This window comes from bacterium (assembly GCA_023145965.1).
Classification (GTDB): domain Bacteria; phylum UBP14; class UBA6098; order UBA6098; family UBA6098; genus UBA6098.
Genome location: JAGLDC010000045.1, coordinates 1 through 16,372, shown reverse-complemented (window position 1 = coordinate 16,372; position 16,372 = coordinate 1). Strand labels below are relative to the sequence as shown.

Below are 16,372 nucleotides of genomic sequence, written 5' to 3'. Positions count from 1 at the left end.
GCCCTTTTAAGGTATCTCTGCCACCCTGTCATAGCAACATCAACAAATATAATGCTACCTACCTCCCCTATTTTGCCTATTTCGATCCGCCCTCGGAGCAGAGCTTGAAACTGGGGAACCATAACAAAAAGGGCTTTTTCCTTTCTGCATTCGTAAATGATTCGTCTTATAGCCGATTCTGAAACATTTGGCTCTGCAAGAAGAACTTCGTCGATCCCATTTTTTATAAGGATTTCTTTAAGCTGACTTGGCGAACCGAGCTTATTAGGTGATTCCTCCGTGCACAGTATGCCAATAAATCCCTTTTCAATAAGCGGGTCCTTCAATATTTCCTCGACGCATTTCTTCGCAAGCTCTCCATCTCCGACAACGATCTTCTTGGCAACGCCTATCCCCTTTTCGAGAAGCCTTCTCAGGGTGATAATAAATATTCGATGGACTGCTATTGTAATGATGAAGACAAGCGTGATACCTATAGCAAGCATCAAGCGGCTGTATGACTGTGTTTTAAAAACGAAAGTCAAAGACATGGAAACGACAGCAGCTACTATAGTGGCTTTCAAGACCTTCGATATTTCTTCGCCCCATTTCCTTGAAAACTCTATTCTGAAGAGTCTCTGCCAACCGAAAGTCGAAAGCCATATCACCGATGCTACAAGAATGGGCATGAAATAGGTTTCGAATGATTGGAAAGGTTTATCGAGTGGAATAGTGTCCCACTTGAAACGCATCCACCAGGCTAAAGTAAAAGAACCTGCAATAAGGAGAGCATCGAGTAAAAAAATGACTTGCGTCGCAATCTTATTTGCTTTTCTAGACAAAATCATATTGAGAATCTAATTCGCTGAAGCCTCGATGTCAATATTTTTCATCTAAAACGCTTTTTTAAGGAAAACATATTTTTAAAATAATCTATTTGATACTGATTATAAGTATTGACTGGATTTAATAAGCAATTTATATTATAGGTTAAGTGCATTCTCATTAAATCGGAGGAAATAGTGGGCAAAAATCAAATATTTTCTTTCTACCTGATCTGGATTTTATTAATCATATCCAGTTGCGTGTTTGCGGTAATCCCGAGCACATTGAATTATCAGGGTAAATTGACCGATCCAGACGGCGTTGCAATTGACGATCCCTCCCGACAAATTGCCTTTTTTATTTATGATATCGAGTTTGGAGGAACACCCATCTGGGCAGAAACTTTGAGTGTAGATATCACTAAAGGGCTTTTCGATGTGCTACTCGGAGAAACAAACGCAATTGATATGCCTTTTGATGAAAACTATTGGGTTCAAATAAAAGTAGATAGAAACGACGATGGCGATGTAATCGATGCACTCGATGAGTTTCTAACTCCCAGAAATCCCCTATCGCCGGTAGCTTATGCCTATCGAGCAATCTGGGCGGATAGCGTCGAGGGTGTATCCTATGTAAATTTTATAGATTCGGTTACATATGTCGATTCGATTTCCTATATAGACTCTATCTCTTATATAGACTCAATAACATACATCGATTCCATATCCTATATTGATTCTATTTCTTATATTGACTCAATCGGCTATATTGACTCTATTGGTTATCTAGCTTGGGCTGATTCCGCGCATTGGGCAGCACATGTTCACTGGGACTCCATAATGGGTATCCCCTCTATTATAGATGCTGACTGGCAAATTAGTGGCCTTACAATGTATTCCCTTCCTACCGGAAATGTAGGTATTGGCGACGTCTCCCCTGATCACAAGCTCGATGTCAATGGCAATATTGGACTCTCCTACAGCTCGTATATTAATTTCGACGATGCTGATGGTTCATCGGGCTATGGCTTTCGCGACAATTCAGGAACACTTCAGTTTAGGAATTTTAGTGGAAGCTGGACCGATATAGGTTCTGGTAGCGGTGGAGACGATGGAGATTGGGTGGTTTCAGGAAGCAATATCTATTCGGCTGTCACTGGCAATGTTGGAATAGGAACGACAACGCCATTGGAAAAATTGTATGTAAACGGGAGGATAGCGTTAACTGGAACCCCTGACTCCGGTGACGATGTGATGGATCGAGATTATGCCGATGCTCGCTATCTTCGTCCTGAAGATGTCAATGCCGGACTGAATATAGGTATTAGCGAATCTCTAGGTGAAATCACTATTAATGTTAGCCCGCAAGGATCAACTTCCGGCCTCGATGCTGATTTCATCGACGGCCACGATTCAAATTACTTTGCCACCGATGGTCATACGCATTGCAATGAAAACTGGGACTGTGCCGACAGTGGATTATATATAACCTCCGAAGATGGCTACGCTCTCTCCGGAACAACCGACGATAGCACTTTTGCCGGGGTTTACGGCGATGGTGGAGCAAAATCAGTTGGAGTTTTAGGGGTTAGTTCCTACGGATTGGGGGCAGGTGTGCTTGGCTTTGGTTCTGGAACCGATGGTGTTTATGGCACAAGCAACGCATATATGTGTTCTGGTGGCTTTTTTGCCAGTTCAGATACAGTATCGTGGGGTGTATATGGATATGGCAGTGACAAAAGCGGTGCGGTATTCGGCGTCTCTGAAGGCTTTGCCGGAAGTTGGTATCAAGGCACGGCCGTAACAGGTCTTTCAAAAGACATCGGAGGCTCATTCATAGGAGATACTTCTGCCAGCTCATGGGGTCTTTTTGCACAAACATACAATGAGAAAGGTTTAGCAATTCGTGCTAGGAGCAACTCGAATACAACGAGTGGATATAATTACGCAGTTTTCGCAACATGTTCGACCGGCATTCATGAGAATGTATCCGATTCTATTGTCGCTCTTGGTTTTGCTGTTTACGGTATCAACTACGCCGATTCTGGCACCGCGATTCTCGGCCTTATGGGTTCTCGTGATGACATTACTATTCTTAATGCTGGCTCCGCGATTAATGGTAACGGCACGAATGTAGGTATTTTCGGACACTCTTCTAGCGATGATGACGATAGTTACGCGATAATCGGGCGAACATCCGATACCGAAGGTGTGGGTATCCATGGTGCGGAAAGCGATCTTGTCCTCCCCGGAGGCATTATAGACGGTTCTGGAGTTGTTGGATATAGCGATAATATTGGTGTTTTCGGTTGGGGCGACGAAACAGCCGGCACCTATGGCGTTTACGGAACAAGCGACGATGAAACCAGCGGCTACGGTATGGTTGCCATAGGAAAAACCGGTATTCAAGGAGAAGGTAACAGCACTACTTCGGCTAATAAAGGAGTTGTAGGTTATGCAAACGATTATTCAAGTGGTGTTGATGTAGGTGTTTTCGGTAGTTGCGAAACAATCGCATCGGATTGGGGTGGTTATTTTACCGGCGACGTTCGTGTTACTACAGATTTTTTTGTGGATGGGACTAAATCTGCAATATTAAAAACTAAAGATGGCTATCGCGCTGTTTATTGCCAGGAATCACCGGAGATTTGGTTCGAGGATTTCGGCGATGGACAACTTGATAATGGCAAGACTTATGTCGAATTACCCAAAGATTTCTTGAGCATCGTCACAATCGACAAGGACAACCCTATCAAAGTCTTCGTTCAGCTTACAGATCCAAACTGCAACGGCCTCGCTGTTGTAAAAAAACAGAGTGGTTTTGAGGTTGTCGAGCTTGGCAGTGGCCAATCGAACGCAACCTTCGATTGGCGCGTTGTCGCAAAAAGAGCCGGTTTCGAGGATTATCGCTTCAAGCGTGTTATAAAAGCCGAAGAATTGATTCAGATTGGACCTGTCGATAAGCCGCAAATCGATTATTCTAATCCAGCGCCGTCTTCGATAAGTGCTCCCAGGCCTACTGTAGATGATAAACTCGAAAATTTAAAAATCGAATTGCAAGAACCAATTAAGAAGACCCCAATAGTTAATTAGTAAATAACATGTTAAATTATAACTAGTTATTTATATTTATCTTATGTTATATATCAATAGATACTGATAACTTACAGAACATCAATTAATTATTAATATTCATTTTATATTGCAAAATCGTTTAATAGCAAATTAAACTCTATAACTTATCATGTATAATTAAAGTTTAGCCATAAAAAAACCGGCGTTAAAGCCGGTTTTATGCCTTTGCCGAAGGGGAGACTCGGTCGGATGACGTGCTCAACGGCTTCGCCGATTCGCTTCCGTGGGCGAGAATAAATAGCATAAAAAAGGACGGGCCGAAACCCGTCCTCAATTTTTGCCGAAGGGGGGACTCGAACCCCCACATCCATAAGGATACTAGACCCTGAACCTAGCGCGTCTACCAATTCCGCCACTTCGGCTTTTCGTGTGCAAATTATAGAATTCGAAGCCCTTGCTGTCAAGCCCAAAAAAGGGGTCTATCCTGTGCGAAGCCTATCTACTATCCTACCAATAAGCATAAAAACGGCTTCGTTTATAGCTTGAGATTCCGATTTGGTCGATTCATCTAAAGGATAAGTGGCGAAACCTTCAAGGGTCGAATCCCAGAAGGCTTGCTCTGATCCGGCTTTTGCGAATCTTACTTTCGCTCGAATCGTAACTCGGTAATCGACTGGTTCTTCGCCGGAGGTATAAGTATAAGCTTCAATATTAAAATAATTCACCTCACCCGATAATATCGAATGGGTGCTTTCCCTGTTGGATAATTTCAAAAGGGAGTTCGAGTTCAACTCGCTAATAAGCCCCTCTGTTATATCGGTGGAAAGCTCATATCTGTCGCTTTGGTTTGTAAAAGGTTCTACGAAGACCGTTTCAATATCGGGATAAGGCCTCAAAGTGAAGCTATACCAACAAGCGCAAAAAAGCACTAAAAACAATAATGGTAAAAATTTAATCTTCATCTCTTAAGCGCAATACGCCCATTTTTTATTACTGTATCCACAAGGTTGACACCGTAAAAATAAGGAACCTGTTGATAATCTTCGACATTCCAGATTGTCAGGTCGGCTTGTTTTCCGGGTGTGATGGAGCCTATTTTGTCTCCTATACCTATTGCAAAAGCTGCATTAATAGTAACCGCAGACCATACTTCCTCAGGGGTCATTCTCATAGAGATACATCCAAGGCTCATTATTAAAGGTAAATTTGCGGTTGGGGAACTCCCGGGATTGAAATCGGTAGCAAGCGCAACTATCGCCCCAGCTTCGATAAGATCTCTCGCGGGTGCGAATTTACCCTTATTCAAGAATAGTGATGTTCCCGGAAGTAAGGTCGCCACCGTGTTAGAACTAGCTAATCTCTCTATACCTAAGGGTGAAACTTCGATTATATGATCGACGCTAGTTGCTCCCAATTCAACTCCCAACTCGGTGCCACCCATAGGTTCGATCTCATCGGCGTGTAATTTTATGCCAAGTTTGTGCTCTTTAGCTTTGAGACAAATCTTTCTTGTCTGTTCAATATCGAACACTTTATGCTCACAAAAGACATCGCAGAATTTGGCTAAATCTCCCTCGGCTACCTTTGGGATCATTTCATTACAAACAATATCAACATACTCGTCGGCACGGTCCGGGCGATATTTTTCGGGTATCTCGTGGGCGCCTAAAAATGTAGGCACAAGGTCGAGTTTGCCGGTTTGACCGAGATACCGAATAACTTGAAGCATAGCCATTTCTGTATCAAAATCGAGGCCGTAACCTGATTTAGCCTCAGCTGTAGTGATACCAAAACCGAGCATCCATGCAAGATACCGATTGGCATCGTGTGCCATTTGCTCGCGCGATGTCTGGCGCGTTCTTCTTGCAGTATTCAGTATTCCGCCGCCTGCAGCGGCTATTTCCATGTATGATTTCCCCTGAATTCTCATAGAGAATTCTTTTTCTCGCGTCCCAGAAAAAACCGGATGTGTGTGTGAATCTACAAGCCCCGGAGTAACTATTTTTCCCTTTGCATCGATTATTCGAGTATCGCCGTCTATTTCCAATTCGGAAAGAAGGTCTAGTGTTTCTCCATATGCGACTATATCGTTCCCAGATATTGCGACTGCACCTTTTTCAACAATGCCAATATCGCGCATTTTATGGCCGTGTAATGCGACCATACCGCCATATTCATCAAAGGTTAATAGCTGTTCAGCACCGACTATAAGAGTGTTTATCTTCATAAATACCTCCAAACTCGATGTAAAATAACCCAAAAAGCGGAGATGTCAAGCATGCGTTAATTGCACTCGCAGTCAGTCACAACCGCAATATGTGAATGAGCATCTTGAAAGGCACAAACTCCGAGACAAGCTGCTGTATCGAAAGGATTGTAATTAACCCATATCTCTTCTAGCTCTTCAAGGTCCCATAGAGGCGTGAGATCGATGCTTCTGAGGTTGTTAACTCCAATCTGGAAGATTTGAAGCTTTAAACAGTCGGCGAGCGGATCTAGAATAATAGAGTCTATCTCGTTTCTACTGAGATATATCTCCTTAATATTCTCACAGGTTGATAATGGGTCTAGATTGACAACCTCTAAATTATTGACCCACAGCTTGAGTATTTCCAATTCCCTGAGGTTATATAAAGGTTCTAAATCTATGCTATCTATGGAATTATAACTTAGGTCGAGTTGATAGAGCTTAGAGCAATTCCTTAGAGCGTCGAGATCAATTAATTCTATTGAGTTATTGCTCAACAAAAGATTCTCCAACCTAATTAGATCAGCCAAGGGGTCAAGATTTAGGTTTTCAATTTGATTTTCACTTAGGTCTAAATCTTGAAGTCGAATGCAATTAGAAAGAAAAGTCAAATCCATACTAGTATAACAATTACCTTTTAAGTCCATGTATTTCAATTCACTACATTGATTAAAACATGTGAAATCTGATGCACTTAATTCATTGTAGGATATATCGATGTTACTTAATTTTCTGCAAGTTGAAAGAGGATAAAGATCTATACTATCAAGATTATTATTACTAGCTTGGAGGACTTCGAAACTAGGTAAATTCATTAAAGGGGAAAGGTCTAGAGATTCGAGGTTGTTATTATCTAGCTTTATTAATTCGAGTGAAGTAAAACCTTGCAGCGGAGAGATATCTAGCGAAGTTAATTCGTTGCCATGCAAGTAAAGCCATTTAAGCGTTAGACTATACTCTTCAATGCCATTAAGACAATTCGGATCGGTTAAACCCATGCTGTTCATATAAAGCGCGAGTACACATCCAGCTTGGCTTCTGAAGGCTTTATGTTCTGATATCTCAATTCCATTTATTATGATTGGTTCGAGAGAATCGCAGTGTGTGTTTTCTATGATTACTTCAACCTTAGCGGATTCACTTACAGAACCCATGAATCCGGTAACAACAGCATTATAATTCCCTGATTCAAAAAGAGATACATCAAATGTGGATATAAATGGCTTTAAGCTATCAATTCTAATTAAAGTATCTATAACAATTTGGACATAATCAAGCTCTGTATCAGCCTCGGCAATTATCTTCAACATTTCAAATACTGTATCACCTTCCCAAGGGCGCAGAATTTCAATATTGAAAGCGCTCGAATCTGGATTAGGACTAGGAGGATCGATTGGTTTTTCTGTGCAACTACAGAAAACAACTATAATAGGAATAATAATAATTAATGAAAACCACTTGACCAATTGTGAACTCCTTAATACTGTTTTTTCAAAAGGATTAATAACTTATTGTAAGCTATAAGTCAAGTTAAAATGTTAATAGGTATGAGTTTTTTTTCATTGACTCAATAAATACTAATGTCTATCTTAATACACATGCAGGAATGGGAAAACATACGCAATTACAAAGGCTGCTTCGTGTGTGGGCTAAAGAATGAATGTGGTCTCAGCCTTTCTTTCGAATTCAAGGATAATCAGGGTAGATCAAAATGGACATAAAAATCCATATTACAGGCTATTTTGGGAGAGATATTTTGCATATCTGGATAAAATCTTCAGAAAAAATATTATCTAACAACCACGCTAAAAGTGCGATTTAAAAAAAGGTATTAATTTTGGAAATATACATGCTCACTGAGAAATGGACCGTTTATAAGCCTCGTTATTACACAGCCGAAGGCGAAATAATCTTGCAAAATTTAGAAAAATCTGCCTCTGCTGAGGCTATATTTGTTAAGGTGGATAATGTTTCGCTTGTCTAAAAAGAATATAAAAAAAATCTCAATACTACTTCAAGACAGAATCGGCAACGCACATATGCCCCCCCGAGAGGGGGGCACCACGGGCGCGTTAATTGCGGGACTTATGTCACAGAATACCTCCGACCATAATCGTGATATCGGATATGCGCAACTGTTGAATTGTTTCGATAGTTGGGAAAGCGTTGCCAAAGCGAAGCTAGACGAAATTGTTAAAGCTATCAAACCCGCTGGCATGATGAACCAACGTGCACCGCGAATTAAAGCTTTACTCGATGCTATACACGAACGAACCGCTGCTTATTCCGCAGATTTCCTTTTAGATATTTCAACGGAAAAAGCCTTCCAATGGCTTGTCGAGCGCGATGGAATTGGAGAAAAGACAGCCGCTGTATTCTTGTTGTTTCATCGTGGAGCACCTTATTTCCCGGTGGATACCCACATTAGAAGGATACTCTCTCGCATAGGCTTTTTTCCAGAGGGAACAGCTGCAATCAAAATCCAGAGATCAATGACCGAAGTCTGTTCACCTGATCTCATGATGAATCTTCATCTTGAAATAATCGATCTTGGTAAAAAGATATGCCGACCTCATAAACCCAAATGTCGAGAATGTGAATTACTTTCAGTTTGCGAATACGCCAGAAGATAATGTTAATGACTAATAGACTTTAATTTCTGTAATTAGCACTCGAAGATCTGGAGTTGATTGCCTTGATGATCTTGAATATCGAGGTTATGCAATTTATCACAAAACCACTCAGCAGATGGAAGTCTATCTACCCAATTGATTCAACAATCAAGAACTCATTGCTTTTTCAACAGCTTGAATTGAAGATTCTATATCACTTGAATTAACCATAAGATTTGTTACTGCTCGAAGATTTGAAGGAGAAGTAGTTAACATACGAACACCCCGTTCCTCTAGTTTAAAGCGAAGTTCCTCTGAAGGCATAGTATCGACACCGAATATAACTATATTTGTCTCGACAATAGCAGGATTTATAGAGATACCGCAAATTTGACTAATCCCCTCAGCTAGGTGTTTTGCGTTCGCGTGGTCTATTTTAAGGCGAGATCTATTATTTTCAAGCGCGTAAAGCGCGCCGGCGGCAATTATACCGGCTTGACGCATCCCACCTCCAAGCATTTTACGAATTCTTCTGGCGTGTTCGATAGTATCTGTATCACCCGCTAAAACCGAGCCAATCGGTGCCCCGAGGCCCTTGGAAAAGCAGACGCTTACTGTATTGAAATACTCGGCATATTCAGCTTCAGATATTCCACTTGCTACCGAAGCATTCCAAAGACGTGCGCCATCGAGATGGAGTTTTATTCCTCTATTTTTGCATAAAGCTTGTATTTCTTTTATGTTATTTAGAGGCCATATTCTACCGCATCCTCTATTTGATGTATTTTCAAGCACTACCAATTTTGCAGGAGCAAAATGAACATTTTTCGGACGCAGGGTTTCTTCGAGTTTTTTTGCAGTAAAAACACCACGCTCACCACATAAAAGCTTCAATATAACACCAGATATTACTGCTGGTGCTCCAGCCTCGTAATTATATATATGCGCTGTTTCATCGCATATAACCTCATCTCCGGGATTGGTCAATGCGCGTATTGCAATTTGGTTAGCCATAGTTCCCGATGGGGTATATATGGCTGCCTCTTTCCCAAGAATTTCTGCAGTTCTTTGCTCGAGTTCTAAAACTGTAGGGTCGTCTCCGAGGACATCATCGCCAACAAGCGCTGAACGCATAGCATTTCTCATCTCCATCGATGGTTGGGTTATTGTATCGCTTCTTAAATCTATCATTTATTTCCTTTCATTTAGCTCTAAATTTACAGAATAACCAACCTAGGGCAAAGAAATTTAACGAGTCGTTTTTATCCTATCAATCGTTGTCACGATTTTTGCTACGGTCGATAAGGAATTTTGATTATTATATTTCGCCCGCCCACCTCGATGTCACGAAATTTGCAAAGGCAAATTGCGCGCCATCGCCACCCCCGCGCCAACGTCGCCGGCATTGCCCTCACCTCCACCCTCCCCCGTCGGTTGAAACCGACAGCAATGAAAAAAGGCATCTCGCAACTCCAATCCTTATACCACCCCGCCGACGAGGGAGGCGTGCGTTTAGTTTAAACCTCCTTAATTATTCTGTTCTAATTCAATCAATATTTCTTCTATTAATTGCCGTTTCTCGTCTATTATCGAAAAGTTATCCTTTTCCCAGTCATTGTTTGGATATTCATAAGCTATTACCTGCCTTAAAAAATCGTTTTTTTCCATACCAAGTTGTCCGGAAATCGGAGTAATATAGAAACCTACTTTTTCGGGTTTACAGTTTGGTTCGTGTTTTATTAACTCCTCTTTTAGTTCTTCTCGTGTTACTTTTTTCTTTTTAAGTAAAGCTGGTAACAATATGTCCCTGATACGTTTGTTAGTAATTGCATTTTTTCTTAAATATCGAGATAGTAGTGTTTTTAATTCTTCATCATCGTGCTGTCCGGGTTCATCTGACATTGGAATGATAAACTTCTTCTGTTTATGGACTCTTTCTTTTTCTAATTGTTCAGATATAATAGATGTTTTTGCCAATATTTCATCGCCAGAATTTGTTTTGATATATTTAAGAATGATCGCATTGATATTGACTCCAAACTCATCCGACATCCACTCTATCATACGTTCCAAAGAAGATTCTATTGAGAAACCAACGATTATTATTCTTTGAGTGCTATTGATGTTAATGTTTTCAAGCTCTATATTAGGGAAACAATCGCTAAATAACTCGTCCAAGGTCTTATCTGATTTTTCGAGACATACTTCACTTAATTTATCTACAGTCCATTTACTAACATCAGAGGCATAGTCAACAGCTTGTGCGAAAACATCTCTATAAAGCTCTCCTCGTTTTAATTCTACAATCACAATATTACCGGAGCTGTCTATCCCTAAAATATCAATTTTCCCGGCTTTTGATGTAACCTGATTTCCTATTATTGCTATATCTGTCCCTAAAATAGCAGGATTAGACAATATCCAGGGCTCGAAATCATATGGTTCTGTCCTTTTTTCTGATTGTAAAGTCGTTTCAACTTGTTGCAAGGTTCCGTTTACGATTTGCCATGTTTTAATTTCAGTTGCCATTCTTTCCTCCCTTTATATCTCCCCCTCCGCCATCTCCCCCATTCTCGCCATTTGGTTTATTGCGAGGGCGGGGATGGAGACTATGCGGTGGAACGTGGTTGTCGTTTTCATTTCAAGTTTCAAGATAAAAGTCGCTTAGTCCGCTTCTTCCGGCAATGCCGTGTTCTCGCCGGAGTCGAGGTAGTTTTCACCGGTTACAACCGGTTTGCCCGTTTCCTCCTCGAGCTTTTTGCGCGCTACCCCCGCGACGTTCCCACCGCGCCGCGCGACTTGCTTGTTCTCGTCGAATCCTTCGGGGTCCTCGGTATTTGTTATTTGCGTGGTCGATGCCTCGCCGAGCATCGAGAAAATCAGTTCGAGATCGGTCATGTGGTCGCGCAGGTTCTCGCGCTCGATTTTTTTCAGCTTTTTATATTCGTTCGGAGTTAGGCCGAATGTCGCTTTCGAGATTTCCGCTGTCAAAATCGCGTATTCGGCAGCCTCCTCGACACCGTGTTTTTTCCACTCATCGGTGAGCTCTTCCCGAATTGCGATTCCGCGCATCCGTTTTTCGATCCAGTCGTCGGGATAGCCTTTTGCCTTGTATATTGCGCGCGTGCGTTTCGTGGCAAGCTCCGGGTCCTCGATTTCCTGCACGCGTTCATAGCCGACCTTTGCCAGCCACCGCTTGAACGGCTCGGCTTTGGGCGACGGTATCGACTGAATAATGCGAAACATTGACTCGGTGTTGGCGCAGTCGGTCTCGCGCATTTTGCCGTCGGGCGCTTCCAATTTCAACCCGTGACAAAATGTCACGACTTCACTTCCGTCCTCTCTGAGTCGTTGTTTGAGCTTTCTCCAGTATGCTCCTGGGTTAGCGCTGTCGGTCAACACTGCGACGATATCGACGACAGAAAACCACCATTCGTTGTCGTGAATCGCTTTGCGGATTTCCTTTTTCTTGAAGACCGCTATCTTTGTAATGGGCTTTATTTCCTTGGACATTTCTTCTCCCCTCAAATTTCCCCTCCACAATCTCCCCCATTCCCACCATTTGGTTTATTGCGAGGGCGGGGCTATGAGGTGGTCGACGATTTCAAATCCTTTCGGCCACGACCGGCTCGAACTACCGAATTAGGTGCGGATATTCTTTCGCTCGTTTTTGGAATGAAAGGATTTTTGGATTTTGAATTACTCCCTTGCGTATTTCTATTGCTCTCGAAATCGTATCGTCCTTCGCCCATTCTTTTGGTCCGCCAATAACAACGGGTAAAAATGGGAGCAGTGCATTCGAGATTTCCCAGGTGGCAGAATCCCAATAATAACTTGGGCTGTGGTCAACCGCATAATAAAACTTACCATCGACTTCTATTATTGGATTCTCAAAGGATGTGGGTTGTGCGCACCAAAATCCCATTCCTTTATCACAACTTATGTCAATGATAAGAGTCCTTTTCATCAATTTAGGAGCATCGATTGCTGACACAAACATTTTTGGATTATCGCTGTCTTGTAGAATACCATTAACAATTATTTGCACATCAGATAATACTTCTGCAATTGGTAGGACATTCCCATTAGATTCAAGTATATGCAAGTTTCCTAAGTCATCACTTACCGTTTGTTTAAACAATACACTAGGTGATTGATCTTGAACTTGTGTTGATAATCGATGAGTACAAATTGTGATATCCCGAAATCCTTGACCTTGTAATGCATAAACTGCTCCGCGGCTAACCGATCCAAAACCGAGTACCATAGCTTTCATTGATTTTCCATAATACCCGTTAATTCCCATCAGACTTAATGCATGGCTTACTCCTGCATAGCCGGCAATTTCATTATTTTTGTAAAATATATGCATATTCTTATCGCCTGTTTGACTCCATGCGAACATTTCTTCCCATGCAATGAGTGTCAACTTTTTTTCGATTGATACCTGGGTAATTTCTTTCTGTTGAACACAATGCGGCCATCCCCAGATAATCGCGCCTTCACGAATTTCAGATAAATCTTCTACCAGAGGTTTAGGCATAATCACACAATCGAAGTTATTAAGAATTTCGTCTCTCGAAGCAACTCGTCCCGATGATAATTTGGCCAAGGTTTTATCATCCATTCCAAATCTCAACCCATATCCTTCTTCAAAAGTAATTTGTTTTCGTAATTTCTTTTGAATACGTTTAATATGTTCCGGATGAATTGCTACTCGTTTTTCGTTTTCCTTCAGTGATTTTCCAATTACGCCAACAGTTAATAGTTGTTGTGTCATTATTAGATTCTCTCTTTCTTGTTATTCCCACGCTACACGCGGGAGTATATTTTCGTTTTTAGGGATTTAGCCGTAGTTACGGTTTTATCCTCGAACCAGATTGCGAGCGGAAACCGGCGACACAGCAATCTTCTGCAATTTTATCCCCCCATCATCGTTCCGCTTGTCACCACCTTAATAAGGGGGACAGGGGGGATTCTCCCCCCTCCAAAATCATTTCTTATAACTAACGCTTATTTTTTCTTTTTCGGTCCCGTCTTGCCCTTTTCTACTCTTCGGTCACTGAGTCTGTCGAAGGGCATTGTTCGACCCGTCGCGCTTGGAGTCCTGCCCCTTCTTCGTCAGGTCGTCGGGTTTATAGGGTTTTTATTATTCCTTTTTATCCCCCGATAGTTTTAGTTTCAATTGATTGTATCGCTCCTTGACCTCTGAATAGAAATCGAAAAGAGGTTCTTCTGAAATATCGAGTTCCTTGAGGGTTTTTGCCGGTAGACGACGATGCAAATGAGCAACGAATTCAGCGAACTGGTCGAACCATTTTAAAGTTGAATGGTATGCAAATTGGTTTTTCGTTTTAAGAAGGTCGAGCATTGCGTCGTATGCCGGAATATCTTCTTCGTTAAAACGCTTGTTTTCATCCTCTATCTGGCGCTTGTAAGGTTCGAAATCTTTATCGTGGTCAATGGACGGTTGCGGGTTACTTTTACAGATTTCGCGCCACGTTTTTTCAGATGCTTTACTAGCTTTGACACGAAATTTGGCATTAACTCTAATTTTTTTACTATAGCCATAAAATGGCGCGTATAACTCGTCGAGGCGCCGTTGACTAAATTCATAGCGCTTCTGCTTGCGAAAATGGAGTGCAGTGAAATAATAGGTTACTCCTGCTGTAAGAATAATCGCGATGATGTTAGTTAATACAGGATTCACTTCATCGCCTCCTGAATGGCTTTGAGTTCTTTGGTGGTTATGTCGTTCTTTATTTTCATCCCGCGGAACCCTCCACGATTGCGATTTCATCCTCGGTGAGGTTATAGAGGTCATAGACGAGTTTTTCGATTTCGGCGTCGGTGGTGTCGCGGGTGGCTTCGAGTTTTGCGAGTTCGTCTTTAACAATTGCGACCTTGGACATATTCCCTCTCCCATTATTCAATTTTGCTGCAGACAATTTAATACGGTTTGGTTTTTTTAGCAAGGGGCTTTTTCGAGGCTTCCGCGTTGCCATTCTATTTCGACATAAAACCAACCATATTTGCCTCCTTTTCGGCGCAAATGCCCTAAACCGGCCAAAACCTGTCATCGAATCTACCTTTTGCCTCCGTGCGAGTGTTTTTCCTGTCTGTCGGAGCATTCGTTCGGGGGATCGAGCCGTTGTATTCGTCCGTTTTCGTCAGCGAGGAGGTCGCGCCGTTGTCTTTATTTCAAATAAACCACCCGTTTGGTAATATCTTCGCCTCGCCGGTCGGTGAGCCTGCCGAAGCGTCGCCGCGAAAAGTATCGATAGGATTATCGTGGCGGTGTTCGAGCTTGAGTTTGTCGCCCATATAAACGATGCAAGAAATAGAATAAGCATGATATAATTCAGGATAATAGCCGATTTGCGTGTCGATTGTGAAATTGTCCGTTTCATTCATTATGTTTCCTCATTAAATTGATCAATTTTCGGGAATTATGCTTTCAGTCCATGCGATTACCGATGCCGGTAACACATGCGCCGCGAAAATCAATCCGGCGACTAAAACCACGTTCACCGCAATCTCGGTCACGGAGTAAACGAGCATAATCGCTAGGACAATTACGGTGAATATCGCATAACCGATTCGGAGCGAGTTAAGGGCGATCCCGGCCTCGCGCTCATCGTATTTATCGAAACTTCTATGGACGAAACTCCACAATCCCGTCCGATGATAGACGATATAGTATGATATTGCTGTAATGAAAATCGCACCCGATAGCGTGGCAGCGGCAATCCACGTAGGAATTTCAATTCTTCTGATAATCTCCGGTATCACGATTGTAACAAGAAGCGCCAGATAATTGACAATGATCCCCGCGCGCCTTGCCGATTTTGATAGATTCGTTCGCATTAGTCGTCACCTCTTTTTTTTTTAAGTTTGAAAAGTTCTTCGCTGAGCGGTTTCATCGGTTCGGTCGAGAAGATGAAATCGACCGGCAGACCGAAAAACTCGCTAATTCGGAATGCGAGGCCCAAACTCGGGTTATACTCCTCGCGTTCGAGATAGCCTACGGTTTGGTAGTTAACGCCGATAGCTTCGGCGAGTTCTTTCCGCGAGACTCCTCTCTCCTGTCTTAGTAGCCCGATTCGATTATAAAGTTTTTTCGATTCCATTTTACCTATTTCTGTGTATTTGTTGTATATTTACAATCTTCTAATGTGAATATACGCGCACAATTGGATTTGTCAAAGGGAAAATATAAATATTATTATGATTGGCTTTACGAAGCTTCGTTAGAATCGAAGTGGTTAGGAATTGAGCTGTTGGATTCCCTTCGGTAGCGCTTATCTCAGATATACTACGACGCCGGTGCCGCGTCTTGTAATTTCGGGAGGGCACAGAGGCCCTCCCCTACAAAATTTCGTAGTCTTTTTCATTTTAGATACACAACCCGTTTCGTCAGCGATTTACCGGCCGTCCGTGCGCGGACGAGATAGATGCCCGAACCGATGGCGGCATCCGGTTGCCAGATAAATTCGGCCCTCATCCGGCCTTCGGCCACCTTCTCCCAAAGGGAGAAGGAACCACCTCCCTCTCCCTCTGGGAGAGGGACCGAGGGTGAGGGCAATTCCGCCACGCGCCGCCCAGCGAGGTCGAATATCTCCACGCGGGAGGGC

At 42.4% G+C, this 16,372-nt stretch carries 16 protein-coding genes and 1 tRNA gene; 2 read left to right on the top strand and 15 right to left on the bottom strand.

Features of this window, described 5'->3' with window-relative positions:
* Positions 1-827 (bottom strand): hypothetical protein (locus tag KAH81_05320; GenBank protein MCK5833075.1); only part of this gene is annotated, 827 nt, incomplete at its 3' end.
* Between the two features lie 174 nt (positions 828-1,001).
* On the opposite strand from KAH81_05320, the gene KAH81_05315 reads away from it, so the two are divergent.
* The gene (locus tag KAH81_05315) at positions 1,002-3,896 is read left to right on the top strand and encodes a hypothetical protein (GenBank protein ID MCK5833074.1); all 2,895 of its coding nucleotides are present in this window, start codon (positions 1,002-1,004) and stop codon (positions 3,894-3,896) included.
* A gap of 320 nt (positions 3,897-4,216) precedes the next feature.
* Here the strand turns inward: KAH81_05315 and KAH81_05310 are convergent.
* The 4 genes from KAH81_05310 to KAH81_05295 form a co-directional block, all read right to left on the bottom strand.
* Positions 4,217-4,300, bottom strand: a tRNA-Leu gene (locus KAH81_05310).
* A gap of 57 nt (positions 4,301-4,357) precedes the next feature.
* Positions 4,358-4,840, bottom strand: a complete 483-nt coding sequence (locus tag KAH81_05305; GenBank protein MCK5833073.1) for an LptE family protein — start codon at positions 4,838-4,840, stop codon at positions 4,358-4,360.
* On the bottom strand, positions 4,837-6,105 hold the full coding sequence (locus tag KAH81_05300) for an imidazolonepropionase (protein ID MCK5833072.1): 1,269 nt from the start codon (positions 6,103-6,105) through the stop codon (positions 4,837-4,839). Before KAH81_05300 ends, KAH81_05305 begins: the two co-directional genes overlap by 4 nt.
* 56 nt (positions 6,106-6,161) lie before the next feature.
* Positions 6,162-7,592 carry a leucine-rich repeat protein gene (locus KAH81_05295; GenBank protein MCK5833071.1) on the bottom strand — a complete coding sequence of 477 codons (1,431 nt, stop codon included), beginning with the start codon at positions 7,590-7,592 and terminating at the stop codon, positions 6,162-6,164.
* Between the two features lie 501 nt (positions 7,593-8,093).
* Between KAH81_05295 and KAH81_05290 the strand changes: the two genes are divergently transcribed.
* Entirely contained in the window at positions 8,094-8,759 is a 666-nt protein-coding gene (locus KAH81_05290; protein ID MCK5833070.1) for an endonuclease III, read from the top strand.
* A 147-nt stretch (positions 8,760-8,906) separates the two neighbouring features.
* Here KAH81_05290 and KAH81_05285 read toward each other — a convergent pair whose 3' ends face one another.
* The 10 genes from KAH81_05285 to KAH81_05240 form a co-directional block, all read right to left on the bottom strand.
* Positions 8,907-9,929, bottom strand: a complete 1,023-nt coding sequence (locus tag KAH81_05285) for an aminotransferase class I/II-fold pyridoxal phosphate-dependent enzyme (GenBank protein MCK5833069.1) — start codon at positions 9,927-9,929, stop codon at positions 8,907-8,909.
* Positions 9,930-10,265: 336 nt separating this feature from the next.
* Positions 10,266-11,267: a hypothetical protein gene (locus KAH81_05280; GenBank protein MCK5833068.1), complete on the bottom strand. Its 1,002-nt coding sequence runs from the start codon at positions 11,265-11,267 to the stop codon at positions 10,266-10,268.
* A 135-nt stretch (positions 11,268-11,402) separates the two neighbouring features.
* Complete coding sequence (locus KAH81_05275; GenBank protein ID MCK5833067.1) at positions 11,403-12,251, bottom strand: Bro-N domain-containing protein; 849 nt, start codon at positions 12,249-12,251, stop codon at positions 11,403-11,405.
* 121 nt (positions 12,252-12,372) lie between these two features.
* The gene (locus tag KAH81_05270) at positions 12,373-13,518 is read right to left on the bottom strand and encodes a N(5)-(carboxyethyl)ornithine synthase (protein MCK5833066.1); all 1,146 of its coding nucleotides are present in this window, start codon (positions 13,516-13,518) and stop codon (positions 12,373-12,375) included.
* Positions 13,519-13,887: 369 nt separating this feature from the next.
* Positions 13,888-14,448, bottom strand: a complete 561-nt coding sequence (locus KAH81_05265) for a hypothetical protein (protein ID MCK5833065.1) — start codon at positions 14,446-14,448, stop codon at positions 13,888-13,890.
* A 55-nt stretch (positions 14,449-14,503) separates the two neighbouring features.
* The gene (locus KAH81_05260) at positions 14,504-14,650 is read right to left on the bottom strand and encodes a hypothetical protein (protein MCK5833064.1); all 147 of its coding nucleotides are present in this window, start codon (positions 14,648-14,650) and stop codon (positions 14,504-14,506) included.
* 289 nt (positions 14,651-14,939) lie between these two features.
* Positions 14,940-15,152, bottom strand: coding sequence for a hypothetical protein (locus KAH81_05255; protein ID MCK5833063.1), 213 nt, complete (start codon positions 15,150-15,152; stop codon positions 14,940-14,942).
* A 21-nt stretch (positions 15,153-15,173) separates the two neighbouring features.
* Positions 15,174-15,605, bottom strand: coding sequence for a hypothetical protein (locus KAH81_05250; protein ID MCK5833062.1), 432 nt, complete (start codon positions 15,603-15,605; stop codon positions 15,174-15,176).
* A complete protein-coding gene (locus KAH81_05245; protein ID MCK5833061.1) occupies positions 15,605-15,868 on the bottom strand; it encodes a helix-turn-helix transcriptional regulator in 264 nt (87 codons plus the stop codon). Before KAH81_05245 ends, KAH81_05250 begins: the two co-directional genes overlap by 1 nt.
* Positions 15,869-16,128: 260 nt before the next feature.
* Positions 16,129-16,372: hypothetical protein (locus KAH81_05240; protein ID MCK5833060.1), on the bottom strand; the 244-nt coding region annotated here is incomplete at its 5' end.

Coding starts and splice junctions, on each gene's coding strand:
- KAH81_05305 (MCK5833073.1), bottom strand. CDS start 4,840: ATGAAGATTAAATTTTTACCATTATTGTTTTTAGTGCTTTTTTGCGCT.
- KAH81_05300 (MCK5833072.1), bottom strand. CDS start 6,105: ATGAAGATAAACACTCTTATAGTCGGTGCTGAACAGCTATTAACCTTT.
- KAH81_05290 (MCK5833070.1), top strand. CDS start 8,094: ATGTTTCGCTTGTCTAAAAAGAATATAAAAAAAATCTCAATACTACTT.
- KAH81_05285 (MCK5833069.1), bottom strand. CDS start 9,929: ATGATAGATTTAAGAAGCGATACAATAACCCAACCATCGATGGAGATG.
- KAH81_05280 (MCK5833068.1), bottom strand. CDS start 11,267: ATGGCAACTGAAATTAAAACATGGCAAATCGTAAACGGAACCTTGCAA.
- KAH81_05275 (MCK5833067.1), bottom strand. CDS start 12,251: ATGTCCAAGGAAATAAAGCCCATTACAAAGATAGCGGTCTTCAAGAAA.
- KAH81_05270 (MCK5833066.1), bottom strand. CDS start 13,518: ATGACACAACAACTATTAACTGTTGGCGTAATTGGAAAATCACTGAAG.
- KAH81_05260 (MCK5833064.1), bottom strand. CDS start 14,650: ATGTCCAAGGTCGCAATTGTTAAAGACGAACTCGCAAAACTCGAAGCC.
- KAH81_05255 (MCK5833063.1), bottom strand. CDS start 15,152: ATGAATGAAACGGACAATTTCACAATCGACACGCAAATCGGCTATTAT.
- KAH81_05250 (MCK5833062.1), bottom strand. CDS start 15,605: ATGCGAACGAATCTATCAAAATCGGCAAGGCGCGCGGGGATCATTGTC.
- KAH81_05245 (MCK5833061.1), bottom strand. CDS start 15,868: ATGGAATCGAAAAAACTTTATAATCGAATCGGGCTACTAAGACAGGAG.